The sequence below is a fragment of the Nocardia nova NBRC 15556 genome, assembly GCF_001613005.1.
Classification (GTDB): Bacteria; Actinomycetota; Actinomycetes; order Mycobacteriales; family Mycobacteriaceae; genus Nocardia; species Nocardia nova.
Map to the genome: position 1 here is coordinate 17,652 of NZ_BDBN01000055.1, position 25,660 is coordinate 43,311.

Here is a 25,660-nt window from a genome sequence, read left to right on the forward strand (position 1 = left end):
CCACCGATGACGTGACGAATCGGGCATGCAGTACCTTTGTCTGCAGCGTCACGATCAGCAGTACCAGCCGGGGGAAGTTTCGCCGGGCACCGAAGTAGCAGCAGAAGCGCATCGGACATGGGGAGTTGGAGTGGACGATCTGAGCACGGCACTCGCCCAGCAATGGGAGCGCGCGCTGGCGACGATTACCGCTCACCCTTCCTACGCCACCGTAGAAATTTCGTTTCTGCGCGATCTTCTGGAAGAACTCCACGCCAGTCTCACCGCGGAGACCTTCGACGCGGCCGCCGGCTCCCGAGCGGGAGCGGCGCTGGCGGGTGCCCGGCTCACCGATCCCGCCGTGCCGGTCGTATCCGCGCCGGTATTGCACCGACTCACCGAATTCAGCGATCACCCCGAGACCGGCCCGCGTGTGGCCGCCCTGCTCGTCGCGTTCGGCCACGGCCACCACTTCCTCGCCGAAGCGATCCGGGCCGACGATGTCGAGGAAGGCCAGCGCCGGTTCCGGCTCGTGTTCGACCACGCGTCCATCGCCATCGCGATCGGCGACACGAATGGTGTTCTGCTGGAAGCCAATCCCCATCTGGCCGACATGATCGGGGTACCGGTCGAGTCGCTGCGCGGCATCAGCGTCTACGACTTCGCCCACCCCGACGATCAGGCCGCGATCCGCGCGATGGTCTACGACGACCTCGTGCCGGCCAGGGCGGGCACGGCGAAGATCGAACGGCGCCTGCAGCGCGCGGACGGCAGCACCGGATGGGCCACATTCGCGATCACCTATGTCCGGAGCGCCTTCGGGCCTGACTATCTGCTCGCCATCGGCGAAGACGTCACCGAACGCCACCAACTGCAGGAGCAGCTCCACTATCAGGCGCGCCACGACGCGCTCACCGAGCTGCCCAACCGCCGCCATCTCCTCGACACCCTCAAATCGGTGATCTCCGCGGCCGGCGAGGACGATCTGATGGGACTGTGCTTCACCGACCTGGACCACTTCAAAGAGGTCAACGACCGATACGGTCACGGCGTCGGCGACCAGGTGCTGGCCACCGTCGCCCGGCGCCTGCACGACAGCCTGCAAGACGACGGATGCCTGGTCGCGCGAATCGGCGGCGACGAATTCGTCACCCTCATCCCGCCCCCGGCCGACACCCGCAGAGTCGCGGCGGTCGCGGACCGCCTGCGCGGCGCCCTCTCGCATCCTCTCATCGTCGGCGGCCACCGGCTCCACATCTCCGCCAGCATCGGAGCCGTCGTCACACCGGTCGCCGGCAAGGACCCGGAATGGCTGCTCGACGCGGCCGATACCTCGCTGTACGACGCCAAATCCGGCGCCCGCGGCAACTGGATCCTGCACACCGTCCATGCGGCCGAGGGTGCCGACGACAGCTCCGCCCGATGCGGAAACGCTTGAGGCGCACCGGGTTCGACGGCCGCTATGCGCGGGTAGGCAACACTCGATAGACGATCTCCACACCGCCACCGTCCAACGGCCGCGAACTCTCGAATGCCAGATCGGTCTGCGGATTCAGCGAATCGGTCAGGCGCATGCCGCTGCCCACGAAGAACGGCAGGATAACGAGTTCGAGTTTGTCGAGAACGCCGAGAGCGCGATAGGTCTCGATCGTGCCGGGCCCACCGATGAGATGGACATCACCGCCGCGATTGGCCGCACGCACCTTCTCCAGCAACCGGACCGGATCGTCGTCGACGATCACATCGTCGGGCGTGCCCTCGGGCCGATGCGAACCCAGGACGAAGACCTCCAGATCCGGCCACGGCCAGCGATCGGCGGTCAGCGCCGGTTCGAAGGTGGTACGGCCCATCAGGGCGGCCTCGCAGGTACGCAGGAATTCGGCGATGCCGTGGCTGCCCGGACCGTGCACCGGATCGACGACCTGAGGCGGCCAACCGTCCGGAGTCGTCACATAGCCGTCGGCGCTCATACACAGGCGAGCCAGGATCTGCATCGATTCATCCATTCTGTCGAGTACGCAGAAGAGACGATGCCCGCGGCCGAAAATCATCGACGGTTCGCGGTGGTGGAGACGGTCCTCACTCGCCCCGGTAGCGCACCTGGAATTCCTTGATCCCGTTCAACCAGCCCGACCGCAATCGGCGTGGGTCCCCCAGTTTGCGAATGTCGGGAAGGTGGTCGGCGACGGCGTTGAAGATCAGGTCGATCTCCAGTCGGGCCAGGTTGGCGCCGATGCAGAAGTGCGCGCCCGTACCGCCGAATGCCAAGTGCGGGTTGGGATCACGAGTGATGTCGAAGGTGAACGGAGCGTCGAAAACCTCTTCGTCGAAATTCGCGGATCGGTAGACGATCAGGACCCGCTGACCCTTCCGGATCGGTACGCCACCGAGTTCGGTGTCCTCCAGCGCGGTGCGCTGGAACGTACTCACCGGCGTCGCCCAGCGGACGATCTCGTCGACGGTGGTCTTGGGCCGCTGCGACTTGAAAAGCTCCCATTGATCCGGGTTTTCGAGAAACGCGATCATGCCGTGCGTGATCGCGTTACGGGTGGTCTCGTTGCCCGCGACGGCCAGGAGGATGACGAAGAAGCCGAACTCCTCGGAGGTCAGCGCTTCCCCGTCGACGTCGGCGTGGACCAGTTCGGTCACGATGTCGTCGGCCGGCTGCGACTTTCGCGCCTCGGCCATCTGCCAGGCGTAGGCCAGGAGTTCGGCGGAGGCGGCCAGCGGGTCGACGCCGGCGTACTCGGGGTCGTCGTAGCCGATCATCTCGTTGGACCACCGGAAGATCTTCATCCGGTCCTCCTGCGGCACGCCGATCAATTCCGCGATCGCCTGCAACGGCAATTCGCACGCCACCTGCGTGACGAAGTCACCCGCGCCCGCCTCGGCGGCCGCGGTGACGATGGCCTCGGCGCGGGCGGACAACTCCGCGCGCAGCCCGTTGACCGCCCGCGGCGTGAACCCTTTCGAGATCAGCTTGCGCATCCTGGTGTGTTGCGGCGCATCCTGATTGAGCAGAACCAGCCGCTGCATCTCCATCCGCTCGGGGGTGAGTTCGACGCCGTATCGCGGCAGCGCGGTGTTCTCGGCATTGGAGAACACGTCGCTGCGCCGCGACACCTCCTTGACGTCGGCGTGCTTGGTCACGACCCAGAATCCGTCGTCCGGAAAACCGTCGGAACCGGGCGACTTGGCATTCCACCAGATCGGAGCCGCACGGCGCAGTTCCGCCAGCTCTTCGACCGGCACCCGCCGGGCCCACATATCCGGATCCGTGACATCGAAATCTCGCGGAATATCGGGACGCGTCGCACGCATATCAACCACCGGGCCGTCATCGCTGACTGAAACAGGTTCTAGAGGTATTCAAGCACAATCAGCGGCCGCTCATACCCGTCTCCAGCGACCTCGATGGTCGTGGCAACCGGCCGCGACGGTGGAATCCGGGGCATCCGGCGGCCGAAAGTCCTCCCGGCCGTAGACCAGTGGCCCGACCATGCCGGACATTGCACCCTTCCACCCGAACAGCGCTCTCGACGAGTCTGGATCCGACGCGGCTTCTTTTTCGTCCGAGGGCTTGCCGCATCCCGCGACGATGGGTGACCGGGTTGCGCAGCACCGACGGCGAGGCCGCCGAGACGACGTCAGGAGTTCCGATGCCCCACTGGCGAGGCCCGCTGCGACCCGACCGTTCGACCGAGGATGCTCTCACCCCGGCGGTTGCCGATGCGACTCTCGATCGAATCGCCGACGCCCCCGCCGCATCGGCGCCGCCGACCGGGTCAGAGCCACGACAACATCACCGCTCTGCGCGGCTGCGATCACGATCGGTTGTCGTCGAGGGCCGTATCGCCCGCTATTCGGCCGGCGGACACGGTCCCCGCGTACTCTTCCTGCACGGCTGGGGATTGGGGAGATACGCCTATACCCGCCCGCTCGAGGAACTCGTTCGAATGGGAGTGCATGTCTTCGCCCCCGCGCTTCCCGGCTTCGGGGGCACGGCCGGGTTGCCGATCGAGGATCGGTCTCTCGCCGGCTACGCCCGGTGGGTCGGAGATTTCATCGAGGCGATCGACCTGCCGCTGCCGGTCACCGTGGTCGGGCACTCCTTCGGGGGCGGCGTGGCGATCCAGGCCGCGCACGATCTACCGGAGCTCGCCGAGCGGCTCGTGCTCGTGAACTCCATCGGCGGCTCGGCATGGACCGACGGTCGCGGGGTGGCACGCGCACTCCGTGAACGTCCGCTGTGGGACTGGGGCCTGCACTTGCCGGCAGACCTGCTGCCCGGTCGCCAACTGACCCGGGTCCTGCCGGTGATCATGCGTGACGCGGTGCCCAACGTCCTGCGGAACCCGACAGCGGTGTGGGAAGTCGCGCACCTGGCCCGGACCGCCAACCTCACCTCCGAGCTCAACGAACTCGCCGAGCGCCGACTGCCCGTCTTCGTGGTGTGGAGCAAGCGAGACACGATCATCCCGGAATCCACGTCGATGTCGCTGCGGACCGCCCTGGGCGACCCCCGCACGATCACCGTGCCCGGCGGGCACGGCTGGCTCCTCGACGACCCGCACGCCTTCGGGGAAATCATCACCAACGTCGTCCGGGAACCGGATTCCGGCTTCGAGCCCGACACCCGGCCGACGGCACAGTAGCGATCGACACCGGCGAAGGGCACGCCGCCCTAGAGCTTCGGGCAGCACCGGTCTGATGTTTTCCTCAGATATGATTTCGGTGACGATTCCGACGCAGGAGGGCCTGATGACCACCGAATCCGTCACGCGCAACCGTGTCGATCGGCGCCGCGAGCGCACCCGCAACGCCCTACTCGGTGCTGCCCGGAAGTTCCTGTCCGAGGGGCGAACCGCGGTGAGCATTCAGGAGATCACCGACGCCGCCGACGTCGGATTCGGCTCCTTCTACAACCATTTCGAGTCGAAGGATCAACTCTTCGACGCGGCGGTGCGCTCGGCGTTGCAGGTCTACAGCGAGATGCGCGACGCCATCGTCGCGCTCTACGACGACCCGGCAGAAGTGTTCGCGGTGAGTTTCCGCATGACCGGACGTTTGCAGCGGCAGGTGCCCGAGATGGTCCGGGTGATCCTGAACTCCGGGATGGCGGTATTGCTGCGCGAAGAAGGTCTGGCCCCACGCGCCCGTCACGACATCATCGCCGCGCAGGAGGCGGGCCGCTTCGACCCGATGGACCCGGATATGGCGGTGATGGCCGCGGGTGGGGCCCTACTGGGTCTCCTGCAACTGCTCGACGCGCAACCCGGCGCCGACGTCGAGACGCGGACCGACGACATGGCGTTCCACGTCTTGCGCATGTTCGGCATGAACAAGCGATCGGCGCACAAGCTCGCCACCAGCCCACTGCCACCACAGCCCCAGCTCTGAACACCGCCGGCCGACGCCGGCGCATCACCGCCGAACGCTCGGCGCGAAGTCCGGAAGCGAGGCACACAGCGCGGACAAGCTGCCGCGACCGTCCTGCACGGTGCCGTCGGGCCGCACGACAAGCGTCGACGCGTGACCGCGGCGCATCCACCGAGACAGCTCCGAGTTCGGTGCCGGGCACACGATGACACCGCCGCGTCGGCGGACCACAGCGCGGTCCCATGCCGTCGGATCTTCCAGGGTGATGACGGCGTATCGGCCGCCGATGACGTCGTCGACGCACTGCCCGTCCGGCATTCGATCGTTCGGAATCAAACGACCGGCGAGAAGACCGTGTATCCACCTCGCCGTCACCGGTGAGGAGTCGCGCAGTGGTGGGGATTCACCGCTGGTGACCATCCGGGCGAATCCCGGGATGTGCTGCAGGTACGGCGCGATCAGGCCACGCAACCGGTTGCCCAGTTCGCCGCCTTCGGTCATGGTCAGCCCGGTGAGCTTCGCCAGCCGAATCATCTTGCGCGCGTGGGGTTTCCTTTCCCTTTCGTAGGTGTCGAGCACAGCGGCGGGCAACTCGGCGCGCAGCACTCCGGCCAGCTTCCAACCGAGGTTCGCGGCATCGCGGATACCCGCGCCCATCCCCTGCCCGATGAACGGCGGGGTCAAATGGGCCGCATCCCCGAGCAGGAACACGCGCCCCTGTCGCCACCGATCCGCGAGTTGCGCGCGGAAGGTGTATTCGGCGACGCGCACCACTTCCATCCGCTCGTACTCGGTCTCGCCGAGCCACGGGCCCAGGAGCGGACGGAGGGCAGCCGAATCCCGGTAATCGTCGGCGTTTTCACCCGGATGCAGCCGAAATTCCCATCGGTACCGCGTCTTCCCGATGCGCATATAGGTAGCCGCGCGATCGGGATCGCAGACTTGGTGGACACCTTCCCAGTGCTGCAGCTCGGTCGTGGCGGCGATATCGACCACAAGCCATCGCTGCTGGAATCGCAGGTCTCGCATATGTCCGCCGATTCGATTGCGCACCAGGCTGTTCGCCCCGTCGCAGCCCAAGACATATTCCGCTCGTACGGCCTCGGTCCGCCCGCCCGATCGATCGGTGAATTCCACGCGCACGCAGTCGTTCTCCCGGACTACGGAGGTGACGTCCGCATTGCCGCGCATTGTCACCTGCGGGTACCGAGCCAGGTTGCGACGAAGAATCGCTTCCAACTCCGGTTGGTCGAACAGGTTCGCCTCCGGATGTCCGTTGCGACCGCCCGTCGTATCCCGATCGAACTGTGCCAGCACGCGGTGATCCGGATCCGCCAATCGCAAACCCAGCGCCGGACGGGAGACGGCGTCGAATTCCGCACCGACACCCAGTCGTTCGAGGATCCGGCGGATTTCGCCGTCGAGGTGGACAGCGCGCGGCTGCGGGTAGACACCCTCCCACCGCTCGAGTACCAGCGATTCGATCCCGTACTGGGCGAGCAGCGTGGCCGCCGTCAACCCGGTCGGGCCCGCGCCGACGATCACGACCTGTACCACCGGCGAGGTCACGACAACACACCCCGCACCGTGGCGACAGTCGCGATGGCAGCGGGACCGCGGCCGAACGCGGTGGGTCCGATCGTCATCGACGCCTCTCCACTCTCCAGGTGACGGCGTAGCGGGCCAGAACAGCTTCGATCGCGGCGCGGTCGGCGGTGGAGTCGAGCACCACCGTCGCGACGACGGCGCCGTCCTCGACCGCCGCGACGATGTCGGCAACACCGGCCGCATTCGCCAGCGCGTCGACCAGTTCGCGCCGTGTCGCATCGGCGCGCAGGCCCAACTTGTACGGTTTGCCGACGTCGGTGACCGGCAGCGCGTCGAGGATGGTCACGGTCTTCGGTACGGCCGCGCGTTCGTGCATACGCTCGGCGGCCCAGCGCACCAGCTCGTCCTCGGTGACGTTCGCGTCCCCGGTAAGCGCGACGTAGGCGACCGGCACCTCACCGGAGTGCACGTCCGGGCGGCCGACGGCTCCCGCCGCGCCGACCCGGGGGTGGGACAGCAGGACGTCCTCGATGGTCGCGGGATCGATATTGTGACCGCCGCGAATGATGAGATCCTTTGCGCGACCGTGCAAATGGATGAAGCCCTCGGCGTCGATATGCGCCAGGTCGCCGGTGTTCAGCCAGCCGTCGATCACCGTGCCGAGTCCGTCGAGGCGGTGGCCGGCGTCGGTACGGCCGGTGACATAGCCCGCGAAGACAGTGGGTCCATCGACGACCAGCACGCCGATTTCCCCGGCAGGCAGGTCTTCCCACGCCCCGTTGTCGGCCGCGCGGACGACCGCGACGCGCTGGTAGGGCATGCGCTGGCCGACCGCGCCGGGTCGGGGAACGTCCGGAAAGCTGCGCGCGGTAGCGCACGTGGCCTCGGTGAGGCCGTAACCTTCGACGAGGGTCACGCCGGTATGTTTCTGAAAATCCTCGCGCACTGCCGCCGGCAGCGGCGAGGCTCCGACCATCGCGTAACGCAAGCTGGAGATATCCGCCTGGACCGGGCACCGGGCCAGCACCGCGTAGACGGTCGGCACGGCGCTCATCGCCGCAATCCGGTAGTGCGCCACGATGTTCCAGAACTCCGCGTACAGGGCGAGATCGCGGTATCCCAGCGGACCCGCCCACACGACCGACTGGCCGCGGAACAGCGGCGCGAGCAAGGTGACGACGAGCGCGTTGACGTGAAACAACGGCAGTGCCGCGAACCCCACCGCTTCGTCGTCGAGCAGCGAGTTGGCGGCGATCATCCACGCGTTGGCGACCTCACCGGAATGACGATGAGCGGCCAGCTTCGGCACACCGGTCGTTCCGCCGGTATGGAACAGCGCCGCCAGATCCGATCCCGTAGGCGGCTGCCCGGCGAATTCGGTCGAAACCTGTTCTGCGGCAAGCAGCTCGAGGTAGCCGACCACGACGCCGTCGATGACCGGCAGTGCCGGCCGAGGCTGCCCGGTAGCCGTCGGACGCATGACGAGCAGCGCGTCCAGCAGACCTCGCTCGGCCAGCTCACGCGCGGTGTCCCAGGTATCGGGCGCCAGCTCCGGACCCGCGGCGATCAGTGTCCTGGCGCCGGAACGGCGCAACAGTTCCGCGATGTGATCGCCGGACAGCCCTCCGTTGATGGGAGCGGCGATGCCCGCCAGCTGTGCGGCCAACGTCGCCGGAATCAGCTCGGCACAGTTCGGGGCGATGAGCGCGACCGCATCGGAGCGGCCCACACCCAGCTCGTGCAGCAGATTCGCGTAGCGATGGACGTCGGCGAGCAGCTCGGAGTAACTGCGCTGCAAAGGTTCTCGCCAGCGAGACGCATCGGGCAGCACAGTGAGTGCCCGTCGCTGCGGCCATCGCGTCGCGGCGCGGACGAGCAGCGCGTACGTCGATTCCGGCAAGCCACGCGCCTCGAGTGGAATCGACTCGATCGTCTCGAGGTCTGCCGGGCTCTCGTAGCGCGGCCACAACAGTTCCTCGGACGCGCCGACCAGGGACGCGGTGTCGGTCATCGGGCGTACCTCACGACCGTGCGCTGGCGGCCGAGGTCGAGCACGCCGTCGTCGGTGCCGATCGCGGCCTCCACCACGTCGCCGTCCCGCAGATACTTCGGATTCCGGGCCTGGCGGGAGAAGAACAGCTTCCACTTCACCTTCGGCGGCAGCAGGGAGCCGATGATCTCCACCGGCCTGGGCGGGGCACTGATCGCGGTGCCGACCGGCGTTCCGGTCAGCAGCAGGTCACCGGGGTCCATCCGCTGGAAGCGGGTCAGTTCCCGCAGCGCGTCGACCGGCCGGTAGATCATGTCGGCAACCGTCATGTCCTGCCGTAGTCCGCCGTTGACCCACAGCCGCAGCCGGAGGTCGGTGAACCGCTTCAGCTCGTCGGCGTCCAGCAGCACCAGCGCCGGCCCGACCGGGGTGAAGGTCGGGTACGACTTCGCCTCGTAGAACTGCGTTTTCGGCAACTGGACGTCGCGAGCGGAGACGTCATTGGTGACGACCAGCCCCGCGACGTAGTCGGCGAGATTCTCGGCGGTGACCTCCGAGCCGACCGGCATCTCCCGGCCGAAGACGAGCCCGATCTCCACCTCGTAATCCAGCAGGGACACATGGGCGGGCCGGATCACATCGTCGTACGGGCCACTGATCGAACCCGATGCCTTGCGGAAGAACGTCAGCGGCACGGTCTCGGGGTCACCGCCGGAATCCTTCACGTGGGAGGCGAAGTTCGTCATCTGCGCGACCACGCGGCACGGCGCGGTCACCGGAGATATCAGCGAAAGGGTCTCCACCGCAACGGTATCGGAGCTTCCGGATGCCGCGAGGACGGCGCCTCGATCCGCCAGCAGCTCCCGGGTGGTGGTCGCGGCGGTGTCGATCCGGGCGACGCCCGCTGGTGTGCGCACCCACCAGCCGTCGACGGTGCGCAGTACGGAGATTGTCATGAGTTGGCTACTTTCAACAGGCCGCGCAGGCGGCGGAAATCGAATTCGTTGTCCTCGCGCAGCGCGGCGACGATCGCGCGTGCCTCACGCAACGACTCGGCTCCCGGCTTGATGCCGAGGAAGTCCTTCGTCGCGGGCGGCCCCCACTGGGCCAAACCCGACGCGCTCATCGGAGCCCAGCCCGGCTCGACGGTGGCATCGAACATGTCTCCGTCGCTGAAGTGTTCGACCATGAACCCGTCGGGGTCACGCCAATAGTCGAAGATCTGACTGCCCTGGATATGCCGGCCGATGCCCCAGGATCGGCGATAACCCTGCTCGCGCAGATACTCGCCACCCGCGGCGAGAGCGTCGAGGTCCGCCACCTGATACGCCGAATGCACGTACCGGTTCGACGGGCCCAGGGTCAGCGCGAGCGTGTGATGGTCGGCCGGAGTGCCCGCTCGATCGCAACGGATGAAACTCATGACCGGCCCGCGCTCCCGCTGGCCGGGGTAGTAGAGGAAGTCGCTGACGATCAGTCCGAGATTGTCCAGGTACCAGTCGAGGGTCTCCCGGTATCTCGTGGTTTGCACGACGACGTGTCCCAGCCGCTGCACCCGCGCCGGCACTCTGGCCGGTCGCTGGGTGGCGTTGACCCGCACGATGTCGTGCCCCGTGTTCAGCAGGTGCGGTTGCTGCGGGGCGAGAGCATCGAGTTCATGCGCGCCGGCGACGACCCGCACCCGGAGCCCGCCCGGATCGGCAAGATCGACGGCCGCTCCCCCGAGTGACTCCGCCAGCGGCACGATCCGAGCGCCGCGCGCCTCGGACAGGCGCAGCAGGTCTGCGGAATCGGCGGCACGGAAGGCCGGGCCGACGAATCGGGATCGGGCGCCGCGCCGGATCAGGACACACGGTGCGCCCGGGTCCGTGCCCCGCAGGTGCAGCTGATCGGGCGTCCGCATCGCGGTCGTGAAGCCGAAAGCGTGAGCGAAGGTCTCCGCCTTGTCGAGATCGGGCTTGTCGAACTCGAGCCACGCGAGGTCGAGCACCTTGACGACCGGGTTGCGCGAACGCCCGGGGTGTTCACCCGGCAACGCGCCGTGCTCGCTGTGCAGGCCGCTGTGCACATCGTGATGGCCGCTCATCGGCCGCTCCTTCCCGTAACTGACGATATCGTCACTCACGAAGATATCCACAGTCAAGAGTTGATGAGAATTTCGTCAGTATTGACAAGAGCGGCTACTATGACGGGCACGGAGGCGAGAAGAGGTGATGCAGCGATGACCGCACAGACCGGAGCCCGGCCGAACCGGCTCGAGCGCCGCAAGGCACGCACCCGCGCCGCGCTCGTGACGGCCGCGCAATCGCTGCTGGCGGACGGAAAAATGAACGTCCCGATCGTCGAGATCACCCAAGCCGCCGACGTCGGCATGGGCTCGTTCTACAACCATTTCCAGAGCCGGGAGGAACTGTTCCGGGCAGCGGTCGAGGAGGCGCTCGACCGGCACGGCGCACTGCTCGACCTGCTCTGCGAAGACCTCGACGACCCGGCGCAGGTGTTCGCTCAGAGCTTTCGGCTGACGGGCCGTATGCACCGGCGCAATCCGACCCTGAGCAAGGTTCTGATCAACAACGGGCTCGAGCTGGCCGGCTCGACGAAGGGGCTGGCTCCCCGCGCTCGCCGCGATATCGAATCCGCGGTCGAGGCAGGCCGATTCGACGTGCGGGATCCGGAACTGGCCATGACGATCGTCGCGGGCGCCACGATCTGCCTCGGGCGACTGCTGCACGACCAACCCGACCGCGACGACGGCGAGGCCACCGATTCGGTGACCGAAGATCTGCTGCACATGTTGGGCCTCTCGCGCGAGGACGCCCGCGAGATAGTCCAGCGTCCGCTGCCGTCGCTCGATACGTCCCCGCGCGATACGTCAGCGGCCGGCCTCGCCTAGCCTGCCGCTCGCAGCAGACGTCGAATGGGCAAGGGAGACAGCGGAAACAGGTGATCGCCTGACGTCGACGTCGAGCTGCCCGGTGAGTTCGGCGACCAATTCGCCTCCGTGCCCGGCCGGCGCGGTGCCGAAGACGAAGCGGTCCGGACGGAGCAGCACTATCCCGGCGGAACCGACGCCGGCCCTGGCGAACCATCGGATCAACGCGCCGGTGTGGTCTTCGACATCGGCATGGTCGTCACCCGTCGTGCGCCCGTCGCCAGGGGCACCCTGGGGCCGCCCGCCGAAGGGATAGACGGTGACGAATCGTGTTCCCAGCGCTTGCAACGCGGCCACATCGTCCGCATCGAGCACGGCACGGGGGTCGACGCCGTAACCGAGCACCGAGAAACCCAGGCCGAGTACATCGTCGAGACGCTGGTGACGGCCGTCGTAGGTGCGGACCTCCGGTTGCGGGGACAACGCCCCTTCCACGCCGCGCCACCCGAATCGCCGGCGGGGCAGTCCGAGGTATGCGTCGCGGCGGAACCGCGGACGCGGCTTCATCTTGGCGGCGCGGATCCAGCCACCGAGGCCGGGAGTGCGCAACGAGGCCTTCATCGCGATGTCGCGGGCCGCCGCGATCAGTGGGTTGTCGACCGACACCAGCGATTTGTTGAAGACCGAGAAGTCGATCATCGCCTCGGCGTGCGGACGGCGTTCGGTTTCGTAGCTGTTCAGAATGTCCTGGCCGGCACCGTGTTTCAGGATCGCGGTGAGCTTCCAGGACAGATTGTCCGCATCGCGCACGCCCGAGCCCATACCCTGCCCGACGAACTGCGGTGTCATATGCGCGGCGTCGCCGGCGAGCAGGATGCGCCCGACGCGCCAGCGATCGGCGACCACGGCGTTGAACGTGTAGACGAGCTTGCGCAGCACCTCGACCTCGTCCGGGTGCACGAAACGGGCGATATGCCGGCGGACTGTTTCCGGGTCCTCCATCTCCTGTTTCGTCTGCGATTCGGTGAGCATGAACTCGAATCGGTGATGTCCGTCCGGTTGGGGACACGACACGATCGGCAGATCGGGGTCACACACGAAATCGAAGTACGGCAGGTGCCGGAAGGCGTCCACTCTGTCTTTCGCCTTCAGGTCCACCACCAGCCACCGTTCCGGAAAACTGGTGCCGGTCATGTCGATTCCGAGCTTCGTGCGCACGACACTGCGCCCGCCGTCGCAGCCGATCAGGAACTCGGCCCGCACTCGCTCGGTAGTGCTCGGATCGGTTTCCGATTCGCGCTGACCGTAGCCGGTGCCACCGCATCCGACGTGCTCGACGACGACACCGTCGGGGCCCTGGTCGACATCGACAACCTCACGGCCCCGGCGCACCGTCACATGCGGGTATCTGCCGAGGGCGCGTTCGAGACCGTTCTCCAGATAGGGCTGGTACAGGAAGTTGACCACCGGCCAGCCCAGCGGGCGCTGGACCTGTTTGAACTGCACCAGCACACGTCCGTCGCGGCGCACCCATTGGACGGCGGAGTCGGTGTTCATATCCGCGGCGAGTTCGTCTGCGGTACCGGCGGTTTGGAAGATCCGCATACATTCGTCGTCGGTGTAGACCGCTCGGGCCAAGCCGTAGAATTCCGGTTCGCGTTCGAGCACCAGCACGCTGATCCCGCGACGGCCGAGCAGATTGGCCAGGGTCAGGCCGGTCGGGCCCAGGCCGACGACCACGACGTCGTAGTCGGTGGTACTCATCGTGACAATCCTTCTGCGAGCTCGGGAACGGTGATCTCCGGAGTTCCGATCGTCTGCAGCGCCTGCCGGAACTGGGCGAATTTGCCCAGGACGGTCTCTCCCACCGGGGTGTGGCCCCAGATGCTGATGCCCTGATAGGTCCTCGGCTCCCAGGTGGATTCGAGTTCCGGGCCGACCACGATCGGGTTCCAGCCGACCTCCAGCTCGAAACCGGAGGGGGTCACGCAGTAGAACGACAACTCCCTGTCGTTGGTGTGCTGACCGACCGACCATTGCATCCGGAACCCGAGCGCGGTGACCCGCCCGAAAGCGGCGAGCATATCGTCCAGCGTCGCGGATTGAATGTTGATGTGCTGCACCGAGGTTCGAATCGGATCGAGCTTCACACCGCGCACGTCGGCGATGGCGATCGAGTGGTGTCGCTCGTTGACCCGCAGGAATCGGATCTTCATCTTCAGCCCGGACACGGTCTCGTCGATGTAGTCCGACAACCGGGAATCGAAGACGGTCTGGTAGTAGCCGCGCATCGCCTCCGGTTCGCGCGAGATCATCGCCACGTGCCCGAGTCCGGCCTCACCCGTCACCCAGCCGGAGCTGATCATTCGCAGCGGCTCCGGGGTGGTGACCGGTGTCGTGAAGATTTCCTGGGCGATGCCTTTCGGGCCGGCGAAGCGCCACAACCGCTCTACCCCTCGCAGTACCGCGTCCTCGGGTGTCGCCTCGATGACCGGGATCCCGCGCTCGGTGACCCGCGCGACGATGCGGTCGAAGGTTTCATGATCGTCGACCTGCCAGCCCAACGCGATGACGTCCTCGGCCGAGCCCCGGCGGATCAGGAACCGGCAGGAGCGATCGTCGAGGCGAAACCGCACGGTATCGCTGTCGAGATCGTCGACGTGCAACCCGATCGCATCGACCCCGAAGCGCCGCCAGTCGGTCAGCCGATTCGATTGCACGACAACGTATCCCAGGTGCACCGCACCGAACACCGAAGCATCGGTGCGCGGGCGGAGGAACTCGCTCATCGGTCCGCCTCGAGAAAGGCGGTGGCCAGGGTGTTGAACAGGTCCGCACGTTCCCACTGCACCCAGTGGCCGGCATTCGCCGCCAGGTACAGATCACAGTCGGGCATGGCGTCGGCCAGCATGCGCCCACCGGCGGGCCGATTGACCTTGTCGTCGGCCCCCCACACGACCAGCGTCGGATGAGCGACCTTGCGCAGGCGCGAGTCACGCGTGAAGTCCATTCTCCACAGCGTGCGCAACGCCAGCGGTCCCGAGGGCCGGCGCAGCGGCGGGTCCGCTATCACTTCCGGGTCGAGGCTGGCCCGGTAGCGGGCCTCGATGAGCTCGTCCGGCACCGCACTGCCGTCGTAGACCAGATACTCGCGAATGAACGTCGAGAGCTTCTCCCGGCTGGGTCCGGAGCCGGTGTAATAGCTCAACAATTCCCGCAGCCCCGCCGTGGGCAGGGCCCGCGTGGTGCCCACGCCACCGGGCCCCATCAGGATCAGCCTGTCGACCTTCTCGGGCCGATCCATCGCCAGCCGCAAGGCTGCCGCGCCACCGTAGGAATTGCCGACCAGGTGCGCGGACGCGATGCTCAGTTCGTCCAGCAGCCGGCCGATCGCCCCGGCGAGGTCACCGAACGGATCGGACTGGTTCACCCGCTTGGACGACCGGCCGTAGCCCGGCATGTCCGGCACGATCACACGAAACTTTCGCGCCAGCGCGTCGATGTTGCGGGAGTAATTCGACAACCCGGTCGCGCCGGCGCCACCACCGTGCAACAGAACCACAGCCGGGCCGGATCCGACCTCACTGAAGAAGATCTCCCGATCGCCGACCCGCACGGTCCGCCCGGTTCCGACGCCCTCGTCGATGCTAGTCACGACACCTCCACACCTCTTTGTTGATGAAATCATCAACTGTGGAGCACGGCCGCGTCAAGCTTTTCTGATGAAAATGTCAGAATTAGCCGACCGCTGAACGGGAAATATCGCCGGTGCCGCGCCTCGGCGATGGCAGGCTCGGCATATGAGTACCTCCGTCGACGCCCACGCCGTCCCCGAACTGCTGGAATTGCCCACCGAACACGGCGTCCTGCGCTACCGCGACACCGGCGAGGGCCCGCCGCTGCTGATGCTGCACGGATCCGGACCCGGTGTCACCGGCTGGCGCAACTTCAGCGGTAACGTGCCGACGTTCGCACAGCAGTACCGCACGCTCGTTCTCGAGTTCCCCGGATTCGGGGTCAGCGACGACTTCGGCGCGGCACATCCGATGATGTCGGCGCAGCAGGCGGTCACCGCGTTCCTCGACGGGCTCGGACTCGAGACCGTCCGGATCATCGGGAACTCGATGGGCGGTTTCGTGGCAACGGAATTCGCTCTCGCCGCGCCGCAGCGAGTCGAGCGCCTGGTGACCATCGGCGGCATCGGCACCACGATCTTCGGTCCGCAGCCCGGCGAGGGAATCATCCGGCTCAGTGAGTTCGTCGAGAATCCGACCCGCGACAGCTTGGTCGCCTGGCTGCGCTCGATGGTCTACGACCAGAACATGCTCACCGAGGAGCTGATCGAACAGCGCTGGCAGCAGGCCACCGAACCCGGCGTCCTGGAGAATTCGCGGCGGATGTACGGACGTGCGGCGCTGGCACGGATGGCGGAGGCGGCGCGTGCCGCCGATGTCACACCGGGCTGGGCGAACTTGCGCCGGATCTCCGTTCCGACGCTGATCACGTGGGGGCGTGACGACCGGGTGAGCCCGGTCGACATGTCGTTGATCGCGATGCGGACCCTGCCGCACGGCGAGGTGCACATCTTCCCGAACTGCGGGCACTGGGTGATGATCGAGCAGAAGCAGGCGTGGGAGGCGACCGTCTCGGCGTTCCTCGCCCGCTAGCCACAGTGCCGGCGCCGGTTCCGCCGCACCTGTTGTGCGGCTACGGGACCGGCGCCGAGGGCTGCCCCATCACCGCTCGCAGACCGACGAGCAGCATCTTCATGCCGCGCAGCTGCAAAGCCTCCACCTCGGAGAAATCGCCGCCGACCTCCTGGTCGACCCACTGGATGTAGGCCTGACGGCTGGTGTGCACGATCAGCTCCGCCGGAAGTCGGCGCAGAAACGGATCGTCGCCGAGTTCGACTCTCGCCGAAAGGAATTCCGTGATCGGCTCGCAGAGCTGCTCGCCCCATTCGAGCCAGCGCAAACGGTACTGCGGCGTATGGATCATCAACGTCATGAATGTGCGGTCGGACTCGGGCGTCCGGCGCTTGTAGACCTCGGTGGTGAACGCGCGCGCCAGCGTTTCGGCGACGTCGGCGTCGGCCGGCGCATTCTTCAGGAAGTCGATGATGATCGCCTGGCTGCGCCGGAACAACGGCCCCATGACGTCTTCCTTCACCGGGAAGTGGCGATGGAAAGTCCTCGGCGCGATGCCGACCGTCTCGCAGATGCGCTCCACGGTCGCGGAGGTGTCACCGTCGGCGACGAACATATCGCGCGCGGTGTTCGCGATGGCCAGACGCAGTTCCTCCGCGCGGCGTTCGGTCAGCGTCGGCCTGGACGACTTGCTCACGACCTCTGTCCTCCTTGATCGCAGTCCACGGTAACGCTTACACTCAAGCCTGTCAGAATCTGACATATAGTCACATTCTGCCGTTGTGTGGCGGTTGGAGGCAACAGATGGCAACGGTGCAGCTCGAACAAACCCCCAACGCGATGATCGATCGCGTGGCGTCGCTGCTGGAAGCATTCGTCGGACAGCGGCCCATGACGCTGGCCGACATCACACGGCGGTCCCAACTGCCTCGCTCGTCCGCGCATCGAATCCTGCAGCGGCTCGTGGAACTCGGCTGGGTGGAACGCCACGGCTTCGAATATGTGCTGGGCATAAGGATGTTCGAGTTCGGGTCGCAGGTGGTGCGCCAGCGCAGCCTCAACGACGTGGCGACGGCCGTCATGACCGGATTGCACCGGCGCACGGGTCTGACCGCACATCTGAGCCTGCTGTCGGGCGCGGAAATCCTGCATCTCCATCGAGTCGGAGCCTGGCCGATGCCGGGGCGGCAGTGGGCGGTCGGCGCACGCCAGCCCGTCGAACTCACCGCGGCCGGTCATGCGCTGCTCGCGGCGATGGATCCGGAGCAGTGGCCCGAGTTGCCGTTCGCCGTCGCCCCCACCCGCTACAGCGTGCGGACTCGCCGGCAACTGGAACGCGAGTTGGAGAAGGTCCGCGATCGCAGCGGGGTCGCCGTGGACTCGCAGGGCTGCGCACTGGGAGTCACCGTGGTAGCGGCCGCGCTCGACATCGACGTGGACCGCGGTCGCATGGCGGTGTCCCTGTGCGGTCCGACGCGCTCGATCAAAACCACGGCGGTCGTATCGGAAGTGCGCCTGGCGGCGAACGAGATCCGGCGCGCGGCCTCGGCCTCGCGCCGGATCGAGCCGCGGGCGGTGCGCGTCTGACGGTCGCTGCGCCGATGCAGCGATGCGTCCTCCCGCGGGATGGCAGAGCATCGCACCTTCGGGCACGCGCAGCAGAAAGGGCCCCTGCCGTCGGATGACGGCAGGGGCCCGTTGCCTCCGCGCTCAGCTCACCGCGCTGTCGAGTACGCGCAGTTCCCCGGATTCCGCGGCAGCCCGGATGGATTCGCGAAGTTGCGAGCACTGCCGGCACTCGACCGGCGCCATCGGCACCTCCCGAACGCGTTCGTCGATCGGCGTCACGAAGTCGCCTCCGCCGCTTTGCGGGCGATGTTCTCGCGGACCTGCTCCTCCCAGCCCGCCAGCGGTCGCGTGGTGTCGAGTTCGAATTCGAACCTGTCGACCATTTCGGGAGCGACATCGCCGACATCGACGTAGAACTGCTGATACCAGCGGCGCAGCTGATATACCGGGCCGTCTTCCTCGCAGAGCAGCGGATTGTCGATGCGCGCCTTGCTCTTCCAGATCGCGACGTCCTGCTCGAAGCCGAGCTTGACCCAGTCGCCGAGCGCGACGGCAGTGGCCATCGCCTGATCCTCGGGCAGCGTGTCGGACTTTTCCACGATGATGCCGTACTGCAGGACGAACGAATTCTCGTCGATCGGATAGTGGCAGTTGAGCAACACGGTTTTGTAGTCGCCGTGTTCGTAGTGATAGACGAGGTCGTCGATCATGAACGACGGCCCATAGTAGGAGGCCACCGACGAGGTGCCGAGCAGTTGCGGCTGGCCCACCGGTCCGGGTAGGTCGGCGCGAGCGCCGCTTTCGAAGTACTGGGTCGCCACCGGTCCCTCGAAGACATTCTTGAAGAAGGTCGGCAGGGAGCCGTGGATGTAGAAGAAATGCGCCATATCCACGACGTTGTCGATGATTTCGCGGCAATTCGTGTCGACCACCGTGGTGTACCAGTGCCAATCGGTCCAGTTGTCGGCGCCCGCACCCGCGATCCGCGGGATGGTGACGTCCTCCGGCGGCGGATTGCCCTCCGGATCGTTCCAGACGAACAACATGCCGTCCTGCTCGAGCGTCGTCCAGGCCCTGGTGCGCGCCAGTGGCGGCACCCGGCGGGCGTACGGGATCTGCTTGCAGCGCCCGTTGCCGCCCCAGCGCCAGTCGTGGAAGGGGCAGGCGATCTCGTTGCCCTTGACCTCGCCGTCGGACAGGTCGCCGCCCATATGCCGGCAGAACGCGTCGAGCACGTTGACCCGGCCGTCCTCACCGCGGAACACCACCAGCTTGGTACCGAAGGCCCGGATCGAATGCGGCCGTCCGTCGGCGAAGTCTCTGATCAGCCCGAGACAATGCCAGCCGCGGGCGAATCGCGTGGGCACTGCCCCTGCCTCGATCCGGCGTACCTCGTCATGCGTCGTTGTCATGTCCACCGTCCTTTCACGCCTGTTTCATCTGCTTGGCCCACAGCCATTCATGTCCCCAATAGCTGTCGGCGGTGATCTCCTCGGCGGTGTAATAGGACTCGTCGACCAATTCGCCCGCGGTGCCGTATTCGATATCCCAGCCGCCGGGCACCCCGACGTAGAAGGACACCATTTTGTCGTTGGTGTGGCGGCCGAGTGTCGACGACACCGGGAAATCCCGTGCCATCACCTGGTCGAGGGCCTGCCCGACGGCATCGAGCGAATCGACCTCGACCATCACGTGAATCAACCCGGGATCACGGCCTTCCAGCGCGGGCATGATCGCCAGGCTGTGATGGCGCTGATTCACTCCCAGGAACCTGATCCGCAGCGGTCCGGCACCGGGAGGTGAGGGCATCCGGAACGCCCCGCGCGACAGAAAGCCCAGCGTCTCGGTGTAGAAGGTGTAGGACTCCTCGAAGTTGGCGGTCGGCATCACCACGTGCCCGAGTCCCTGTGCGCCGGTGACGAATCGCTGCGCGTATTTGGTGACCACCGGACTGTGCTCGAGTGCCGGACCGTGGAAGAACTCCAGCGGCGTGCCACCGGGGTCGGTCATGCAGATACCGGCTTCGACCTTGCGGCGGTCGGCCAATTCCTGTGACATGGCGGTGTATTCGTATCCGGCGTCCCGCAATGTCGCTTCCAGCCGGCGCAACGCCGGCCCGTCCCGCAATTCCCAGCCGACCGCGCTCACCCGGTCGACATCGGAACGTTCGACGGTGATCCGCGACGGGCGCTCGTCCATCCGGAAATGCAGCGCGTCCTTTTCGTCCCCGAATCCCGGTGCGAAGCCGAGCACATCGAAGCCCAGCTCCCGCCAGCGATCCACATCCGTGGCGAGCACCCGGATGTAGCCGAGCCCCTTGATTTCACTCATGGACAACTGCTTTCACTCATGAAGACAACTCGCATTCGGTTCGCTCGGTCAGATCATCACGCGCAGGGGACCCTGCGGTACTTCCACACCCAGCGAGGCCATGGCCGACGCGTGATAGGTCGTGCTGGTGACGTGGATGGCGTGGTGCAACCCCGCGTGAGCGTCGCGCCAGAACCGTTGCAGCGCATTGTCCATGCGCAGCGCGTTGCCTCCGGCGCGGTCGAAGATGTCGTCGGCGGCCCGGACCGCCCGCCATGCCGACCGGATCTGATCCCGGCGCACTGCGGCGCGCATCGCGAAATCGATCTCCTTGCCCGCGTCGACCAGGTCCCAGATGCGGTCGACGTTGGCGAGCAGCTGCTGACGGGCGGCATCGATCTCCGATGCGGATTCGCCGAGCGCGTGCAGAACGTAGGGATCGTCCTTGACCAGAGTTCCGGTGGCCCCCACCCGATTTCGCTGATAGTCGATGCCGGCGGCCAGCACGCCCTCACAGATGCCGATCGTCGCCGAGGTGATGCCCAGCGGGAACATGGTCGACCACGGCATCTTGTACAGGGTCTCGGTGACGCCGTATTCCACGGCGGCACTGCCGTCGATGACCTTGCCCTGGTCCATCACCCGGTAATCGGGGATGAACGCGTCTCGCACCACGATGTCCTTGCTGCCGGTGCCCCGCAGCCCCACCACATCCCAGGAGTCCGCCACGATCTCGTAGTCCGAGCGGGGCAGGATCACATGCAGGGGCTGCGGCGGCATGATCGGTTTGCCGTCCGCGTCGCCGACCAAAGCGCCGAGGAAGATCCAGTCACAGTGATCGGTGCCGGAGGAGAACTGCCAGCGCCCGCTCATGACGTATCCGCCGTCGGCAGGAACCGCGACACCACCGGGCATATACGGTGATGCCATCCAGGTGTCGGTGTCCGCGCCGAGAACTTCCTCCTGCACCTTGGGATCGGCGAAGGCGAGCTGCCACGGGTGCACGCCGACGATGCCGGCCACCCAGCCCGCCGAACCGTAGAGGCTCGCGGTCTTCATCACCGTCTCGGCGAACTCGCGCGGATGCGCCTCGTAGCCGTTGTACTTCTTGCGCTGCAGCATCCGGATGACGCCCGCGTCCTTCAGCCCTTTGGCCATGTCGTCGGGCAGCCGGCCGAGCGAGTCACCCTCGTCGGCCCCGTTGCGGATCTCCTCGGCGATTCTGTCGATATTGCCGATCACTGTGTTGGACATACAGCTCAGCTTGGCCGCTGAACCCGCATTTGTGACGTGAGTCTCCTACTCATCGGAACACCGGATCACCGCCCGAGCTGATCGCGGACCCAACCGGATTCGCGTAGCGGCGCCGGGCGGATGTGCGCGCCGGCGTCCGCGCCTTACCCACCGCAGACTGTTGACACTCGGCAAGACACGTGTCTATTTTCGGTGAGTCCGCAAGCCACATCCCCTCTCGGGTGCCGCAGTTCCGACGCGTCGTGGCGAACAGGCCCTGTGATCGGAGAGCCGGTGACCGAAGCCGAACGCGAACTCGGCGGGACACCACACCCGATCGAGGAGGCGATCACGGACGCCGCGAGGTTCTTCACCCGCAGGAGATCGACCATCCGCGCAGTGGTCCGCAACGAGAAAGGACTCGCAGATGACCGACCCCTCCGACGGCAGCGGCCGACCAGAGCGGCTCGACGCCGATTCGTCTGTGCCCGAACAACTTTCGGAACTCGGCTACTATCTTCTCGCGGGAGCGGCGGGTGAGGGGCCCGCGGCGCTGGTCCAGGAGGCCCGCCGAGGCGAGGAGCTCGGCCTGGGCACCGCGTTCATCTCGGAACGATGGAATATCAAGGAAGCATCCTCACTGACCGGTGCGGCATGCGCCGTCACCACACGCATGCGGATCGCCACCGCGGCCACCAACCACAACACACGCCACCCGCTCATCACCGGCTCGTGGGCGACCACCATGCATCGCCTGTCGGGAGGCCGCTTCACCCTCGGCATCGGCCGCGGCATCGGCGCGCTCTATGCCGGCTTCGGCATTCCCGCGGTGACGACCGCGCAACTGGAGGATTTCGCCGGCGTGATGAGACGGCTGTGGCGCGGTGAAGCCGTGATCGGCCACGACGGGCCGATCGGGAAATACCCGGTTCTGTTCCTGGACAGCGATTTTCGCGAACACATCCCGCTCGGACTGGTCGCCTTCGGACCGCGCACACTCGAACTCGGCGGCCGCGTCTTCGACGACGTCATCCTGCACACCTACTTCACGCCACAGACCCTGCAGCGCTGCGTCACCACGGTAAAAACGGCTGCCGAACGAGCCGGACGGGACCCCGCCACGGTGCGAGTGTGGTCCTGCCTGGCCACCGTCGGCGACCACCTGCCCGAGGAACTGCGCCTGAAGAAGACAGTGGCACGCCTCGCGACCTATCTCCAGGGCTACGGCGACCTCCTGGTTCGCACAAATGACTGGGATCCCGCTGTGCTGCAACGCTTCCGTGCCGACCCGATCGTGCAATCGGTCGCCGGCGGAATCGACAGCAAGGCCGGCGTCACCCAGATCGAACACATCGCCGGCCTGATTCCGGACGAGTGGCTCGCAGCCGCCGCCACCGGAAGCCCAGAACAGTGCGCCCGCCGCATCCGCGACGAATTCGGTTACGGCGCAGACCGAGTCATCCTGCACGGCGCCACCCCGGACGAACTGGCACCGATCCTCGACGCCTACCGCACCGGCCGGACGTGAGGGCAGTCCGGTCGCCGCACCGACCCTAGGTCCGGCCTTCGCCTTGCAGCACCCGCTCGGTGTGTGCGGTCGACGACGGCATCGGGAAGGTCGAGACCGTGGATGTCGCCGTGGACGAGTTCGATCGGTTCCCCCGCCCGGACCGGTCGCCGCGGCGAAGCCACGCAGGTCCGCCCCAGGCCCGCCATTAACGATGTCGAAGGTACCGATGCCCTGCGCAAACCGGCAGGCGCGTCCGGTCAGTGCGAGCGCAGCCAGTCGCGGTAGTGGGTGCTGGCCAGGTGGGCGTCCGGGGGCGCTGTCAGCTCATCGCCTTCGACCGCGGCGAACAGGCCCGCGGTGTTGTCGGTGACGACGTGGCGGTGGTCGCCGGTGGCTTCCAGTGTGATGCGGCCGAGTTCGTCGAGAGCGAAGACATCCGGACCCGCGATATTGCGAATGCCCCGCAGTGGTGCGCCGGCGGCCACCTCCGCGACCTCGGCGGCGACCTCCGCGGAGCTGATCGGCTGGATCGGGGTGGCGGGCAGGCGCACGGCGTCGCCGTCGGTGGTCGCGTCCATCGTCGGTGCGACGAACTCCATGAACTGGGTGGCGCGCACGATCGAGTACGGAATCGGCCCCGCCTCGACCAGATTCTCCTGCAGGGTTTTCGCCCGGTAGTAGGCCAGGGCCGGCACACGGTCGACACCGACGATGGACAACGTCACGAGATGCCCGACACCGGCCGCCTCCGCGGCGGCCAGCAGATTGGTCACCGTGGTGCGGAAGAAGTCGATGGACGCATCGTCGAAGGTCGGTGAATTGGTCACGTTCACGACGACCTCGGCGCCGCTGAGCGCGTCGTCGAGGCCCTGCCCGGTGAGCAGGTCGAGGCCGGTCGAGCGGGCGTGCCCGGATGCCTCGTGTCCTGCGGCCGTGAGGCGCTGGATCACCTGGGAGCCGATCAGTCCGGTGCCGATGACGGAGACTTTCATGCTGCTCCTACGGTTGGGTTCGAACTCGGAGGCCCCGGATTGCCTGGGGCGACAGGTTTTTCCGCGTGCTGCCGGCATCGGTGGACGGGGCGCGATCACCGTGGCGGCGTCGTAGTCGAGCGCGGCAATACTATCGACGCGCGGTCGCCTGCCGGGGGCCTCCGAGGGGAGGGTTTCGACGCCGCCGCCGAGTTGCGGCCATCTCGTGATCCGACGCGGACGCGGCCGCCACGGCTCATCGTTTTCCGGGCGGCGTGATTCCGGCGAGGAGGACATCGGCGACATGGTCGGCATAGGTCAGGGGGTCGACATCCGGATTGGTGTCCAGATAGTCGAGCATGCTGTCGACCATCCCCTGATACGTCACCGCCAACAGCTGCGGATCGAGGTCCGCGCGCAGCTGTCCATGGTCCTGACCGCGCCGTAGTAGTGCGGCTTGCCGGGCATACAAGGCGCTGCACTCCCGGTCGCGCAGGGCGGCACCGCCGCCGAATGCGCCCAGATTCAGCACGATCTGGCGGATCGTGCGCAGCTCGGCACCGTGGGTGGCGGGCAGCTGCGCCGCGCGCCGGATCGCCGCGCGCAGCAGATCATCGACATCGGCGTCGAGGTCGTGTCCCGCTACTCGTCGGCGACCCGGATGATCGTCCGGCCCGGTGTGCGGTGGCGGCGAGCGAATGCGGACGCCGTGTCGGCGAGCGGTCGCACGGAGCCGACGATGGGCTCGAGCCGCCCCGACCGCACCCGCTGGGCGAGATCGGCCAGCCGCGCGCGGTCGGGTTCGACGACGAAGAAGACGGCGCGCCCGTCCCTGGGCTGCGTGGTCGGCGGCATGGCGATGGTGACGAGAGTGCCACCGGGACGGACCAGTTCGGTCGAGCGCTCGAGGATCGCGCCGCCGATCACGTCGAAGACGACATCCACCGCACCGGCGTCCCGGAGGTCGTCGCTGTCCAGATCGAGAAAGGCCTGTGCGCCGAGTCCGAGGACGAGGTCACGGTCGCCGACTCGGCCGGTGCCGATCACGTGCGCGCCCACCTCGCGCGCGAGTTGCACCGCGATCGAGCCCACACCGCCTGCGGCGCCGTGAATCAGGACCGTCCGGCCGGTTGTCAGGTGGGCGTGGTCGAACAACCCCTGCCATGCGGTCAGGCCGGAAATGGGCAGCGCGGCGGCCACGATGTAGTCGATATCGACCGCGAGCGGGGCGAGGTTGCGGGCCTCCACCGCGGTGTATTCGGCCAGCGATCCGTTGCGCGCCCAGTCGGTCGGCCCGAATACCCGCTGGCCGACGGTGAGACCGGTGGTTCCGTAGCCGAGTTCGACGACGACACCGGCCAGCTCGTGTCCGGGGATGGTGGGTGTCCGGTCGCGGCCGGCACGATCGGACCACGTTGTCGGCCAGTCGAGTTCGCCGGGCGTGAAGCCGGCGGCGTGCACCCGCACGACGACGTCGTTCTCCGCGGCGTGCGGGTAGGGCATATCGGTCGAGGTGAGCCCGGCGATACCGGAATCACGGTCGCGCACGGTCATCGCTCGCATGCTGGAGTCCTTCCCGGGACATCCCCGTCGGCAGCGGCAGATAGTCGGGCCGGCTCGGCCGGGGCGAGCCGAGAACGCTCTCGACCGCCG

Annotated in this window: 24 protein-coding genes; 7 read left to right on the plus strand and 17 right to left on the minus strand. The window is 67.0% G+C overall.

The window, feature by feature from the left end:
• Window positions 1-130: 130 nt before the first annotated feature.
• A complete protein-coding gene (locus NN2_RS21815) occupies window positions 131-1,417 on the plus strand; it encodes a sensor domain-containing diguanylate cyclase (RefSeq protein ID WP_063015733.1) in 1,287 nt (428 codons plus the stop codon).
• 22 nt (window positions 1,418-1,439) lie between these two features.
• Here NN2_RS21815 and NN2_RS21820 read toward each other — a convergent pair whose 3' ends face one another.
• Window positions 1,440-1,985, minus strand: coding sequence for a dihydrofolate reductase family protein (locus tag NN2_RS21820; protein WP_197516709.1), 546 nt, complete (start codon window positions 1,983-1,985; stop codon window positions 1,440-1,442).
• A 73-nt stretch (window positions 1,986-2,058) separates the two neighbouring features.
• Entirely contained in the window at window positions 2,059-3,300 is a 1,242-nt protein-coding gene (locus NN2_RS21825) for a cytochrome P450 (protein WP_063015734.1), read from the minus strand.
• A gap of 338 nt (window positions 3,301-3,638) precedes the next feature.
• Between NN2_RS21825 and NN2_RS21830 the strand changes: the two genes are divergently transcribed.
• Together NN2_RS21830 and NN2_RS21835 are read left to right on the plus strand one after the other, a co-directional pair.
• Entirely contained in the window at window positions 3,639-4,634 is a 996-nt protein-coding gene (locus NN2_RS21830; RefSeq protein WP_082857177.1) for an alpha/beta fold hydrolase, read from the plus strand.
• 106 nt (window positions 4,635-4,740) lie between these two features.
• The gene (locus NN2_RS21835; protein WP_063015768.1) at window positions 4,741-5,379 is read left to right on the plus strand and encodes a TetR/AcrR family transcriptional regulator; all 639 of its coding nucleotides are present in this window, start codon (window positions 4,741-4,743) and stop codon (window positions 5,377-5,379) included.
• A 24-nt stretch (window positions 5,380-5,403) separates the two neighbouring features.
• Here NN2_RS21835 and mhpA (NN2_RS21840) read toward each other — a convergent pair whose 3' ends face one another.
• The 4 genes from mhpA (NN2_RS21840) to NN2_RS21855 form a co-directional block, all read right to left on the minus strand.
• Window positions 5,404-6,927 (minus strand): bifunctional 3-(3-hydroxy-phenyl)propionate/3-hydroxycinnamic acid hydroxylase MhpA, encoded by a 1,524-nt coding sequence (mhpA, locus tag NN2_RS21840; protein WP_063015735.1) that lies wholly within the window; start codon window positions 6,925-6,927, stop codon window positions 5,404-5,406.
• A gap of 73 nt (window positions 6,928-7,000) precedes the next feature.
• Window positions 7,001-8,917, minus strand: a complete 1,917-nt coding sequence (locus NN2_RS21845; protein WP_063015736.1) for an acyl-CoA synthetase — start codon at window positions 8,915-8,917, stop codon at window positions 7,001-7,003.
• Window positions 8,914-9,852 carry a fumarylacetoacetate hydrolase family protein gene (locus NN2_RS21850; protein ID WP_063015737.1) on the minus strand — a complete coding sequence of 313 codons (939 nt, stop codon included), beginning with the start codon at window positions 9,850-9,852 and terminating at the stop codon, window positions 8,914-8,916. The genes NN2_RS21845 and NN2_RS21850 overlap by 4 nt, the downstream gene beginning before the upstream one ends.
• Window positions 9,849-10,982 (minus strand): VOC family protein, encoded by a 1,134-nt coding sequence (locus NN2_RS21855; RefSeq protein WP_063015769.1) that lies wholly within the window; start codon window positions 10,980-10,982, stop codon window positions 9,849-9,851. The genes NN2_RS21850 and NN2_RS21855 overlap by 4 nt, the downstream gene beginning before the upstream one ends.
• A gap of 135 nt (window positions 10,983-11,117) precedes the next feature.
• Here NN2_RS21855 and NN2_RS21860 point away from each other — a divergent pair, with 135 nt between their 5' ends.
• Complete coding sequence (locus NN2_RS21860) at window positions 11,118-11,789, plus strand: TetR/AcrR family transcriptional regulator (RefSeq protein ID WP_063015738.1); 672 nt, start codon at window positions 11,118-11,120, stop codon at window positions 11,787-11,789.
• On the opposite strand, the gene mhpA (NN2_RS21865) is transcribed toward NN2_RS21860, so the two are convergent.
• Genes mhpA (NN2_RS21865) through NN2_RS21875 form a run of 3 tightly spaced genes read right to left on the minus strand, consistent with a single transcriptional unit; the run spans window position 11,769 to window position 15,414 of the window.
• Window positions 11,769-13,532: a bifunctional 3-(3-hydroxy-phenyl)propionate/3-hydroxycinnamic acid hydroxylase MhpA gene (gene mhpA / locus NN2_RS21865; protein WP_082857169.1), complete on the minus strand. Its 1,764-nt coding sequence runs from the start codon at window positions 13,530-13,532 to the stop codon at window positions 11,769-11,771. The genes NN2_RS21860 and mhpA (NN2_RS21865) overlap by 21 nt on opposite strands.
• Window positions 13,529-14,557, minus strand: coding sequence for a VOC family protein (locus tag NN2_RS21870; protein WP_063015739.1), 1,029 nt, complete (start codon window positions 14,555-14,557; stop codon window positions 13,529-13,531). The genes mhpA (NN2_RS21865) and NN2_RS21870 overlap by 4 nt, the downstream gene beginning before the upstream one ends.
• Window positions 14,554-15,414: an alpha/beta fold hydrolase gene (locus NN2_RS21875; RefSeq protein WP_063015770.1), complete on the minus strand. Its 861-nt coding sequence runs from the start codon at window positions 15,412-15,414 to the stop codon at window positions 14,554-14,556. Before NN2_RS21875 ends, NN2_RS21870 begins: the two co-directional genes overlap by 4 nt.
• A gap of 154 nt (window positions 15,415-15,568) precedes the next feature.
• Here NN2_RS21875 and NN2_RS21880 point away from each other — a divergent pair, with 154 nt between their 5' ends.
• Window positions 15,569-16,435, plus strand: coding sequence for an alpha/beta fold hydrolase (locus tag NN2_RS21880; RefSeq protein WP_063015740.1), 867 nt, complete (start codon window positions 15,569-15,571; stop codon window positions 16,433-16,435).
• Between the two features lie 40 nt (window positions 16,436-16,475).
• Here the strand turns inward: NN2_RS21880 and NN2_RS21885 are convergent, their stop codons facing one another.
• Window positions 16,476-17,111 carry a TetR/AcrR family transcriptional regulator gene (locus tag NN2_RS21885; protein ID WP_063910836.1) on the minus strand — a complete coding sequence of 212 codons (636 nt, stop codon included), beginning with the start codon at window positions 17,109-17,111 and terminating at the stop codon, window positions 16,476-16,478.
• Window positions 17,112-17,218: 107 nt separating this feature from the next.
• On the opposite strand from NN2_RS21885, the gene NN2_RS21890 reads away from it, so the two are divergent.
• Complete coding sequence (locus NN2_RS21890) at window positions 17,219-18,001, plus strand: IclR family transcriptional regulator (protein ID WP_063015741.1); 783 nt, start codon at window positions 17,219-17,221, stop codon at window positions 17,999-18,001.
• A gap of 123 nt (window positions 18,002-18,124) precedes the next feature.
• Here the strand turns inward: NN2_RS21890 and NN2_RS37320 are convergent, their stop codons facing one another.
• The 4 genes from NN2_RS37320 to NN2_RS21905 are packed head-to-tail and all read right to left on the minus strand — an operon-like array spanning window position 18,125 to window position 21,547.
• Window positions 18,125-18,262: a hypothetical protein gene (locus NN2_RS37320; protein ID WP_156511404.1), complete on the minus strand. Its 138-nt coding sequence runs from the start codon at window positions 18,260-18,262 to the stop codon at window positions 18,125-18,127.
• Window positions 18,259-19,395 (minus strand): 3-ketosteroid-9-alpha-monooxygenase, oxygenase component, encoded by a 1,137-nt coding sequence (locus NN2_RS21895; RefSeq protein ID WP_063015742.1) that lies wholly within the window; start codon window positions 19,393-19,395, stop codon window positions 18,259-18,261. The genes NN2_RS37320 and NN2_RS21895 overlap by 4 nt, the downstream gene beginning before the upstream one ends.
• Window positions 19,396-19,408: 13 nt before the next feature.
• Complete coding sequence (locus NN2_RS21900) at window positions 19,409-20,314, minus strand: VOC family protein (RefSeq protein WP_063015743.1); 906 nt, start codon at window positions 20,312-20,314, stop codon at window positions 19,409-19,411.
• 48 nt (window positions 20,315-20,362) lie between these two features.
• The gene (locus tag NN2_RS21905) at window positions 20,363-21,547 is read right to left on the minus strand and encodes an acyl-CoA dehydrogenase family protein (protein ID WP_063015744.1); all 1,185 of its coding nucleotides are present in this window, start codon (window positions 21,545-21,547) and stop codon (window positions 20,363-20,365) included.
• A gap of 406 nt (window positions 21,548-21,953) precedes the next feature.
• On the opposite strand from NN2_RS21905, the gene NN2_RS21910 reads away from it, so the two are divergent.
• Complete coding sequence (locus NN2_RS21910; protein WP_082857171.1) at window positions 21,954-23,054, plus strand: TIGR03857 family LLM class F420-dependent oxidoreductase; 1,101 nt, start codon at window positions 21,954-21,956, stop codon at window positions 23,052-23,054.
• Between the two features lie 239 nt (window positions 23,055-23,293).
• Here the strand turns inward: NN2_RS21910 and NN2_RS21915 are convergent, their stop codons facing one another.
• The 3 genes from NN2_RS21915 to NN2_RS21925 all read right to left on the minus strand — a co-directional run bounded on the left by NN2_RS21915 (window position 23,294) and on the right by NN2_RS21925 (window position 25,570).
• A complete protein-coding gene (locus NN2_RS21915; protein ID WP_063015745.1) occupies window positions 23,294-24,028 on the minus strand; it encodes an SDR family oxidoreductase in 735 nt (244 codons plus the stop codon).
• Between the two features lie 235 nt (window positions 24,029-24,263).
• Window positions 24,264-24,539: a hypothetical protein gene (locus tag NN2_RS21920; RefSeq protein WP_063015746.1), complete on the minus strand. Its 276-nt coding sequence runs from the start codon at window positions 24,537-24,539 to the stop codon at window positions 24,264-24,266.
• Between the two features lie 110 nt (window positions 24,540-24,649).
• Window positions 24,650-25,570, minus strand: coding sequence for an NADP-dependent oxidoreductase (locus NN2_RS21925; RefSeq protein WP_063015747.1), 921 nt, complete (start codon window positions 25,568-25,570; stop codon window positions 24,650-24,652).
• Between the last annotated feature and the right edge of the window lie 90 nt (window positions 25,571-25,660).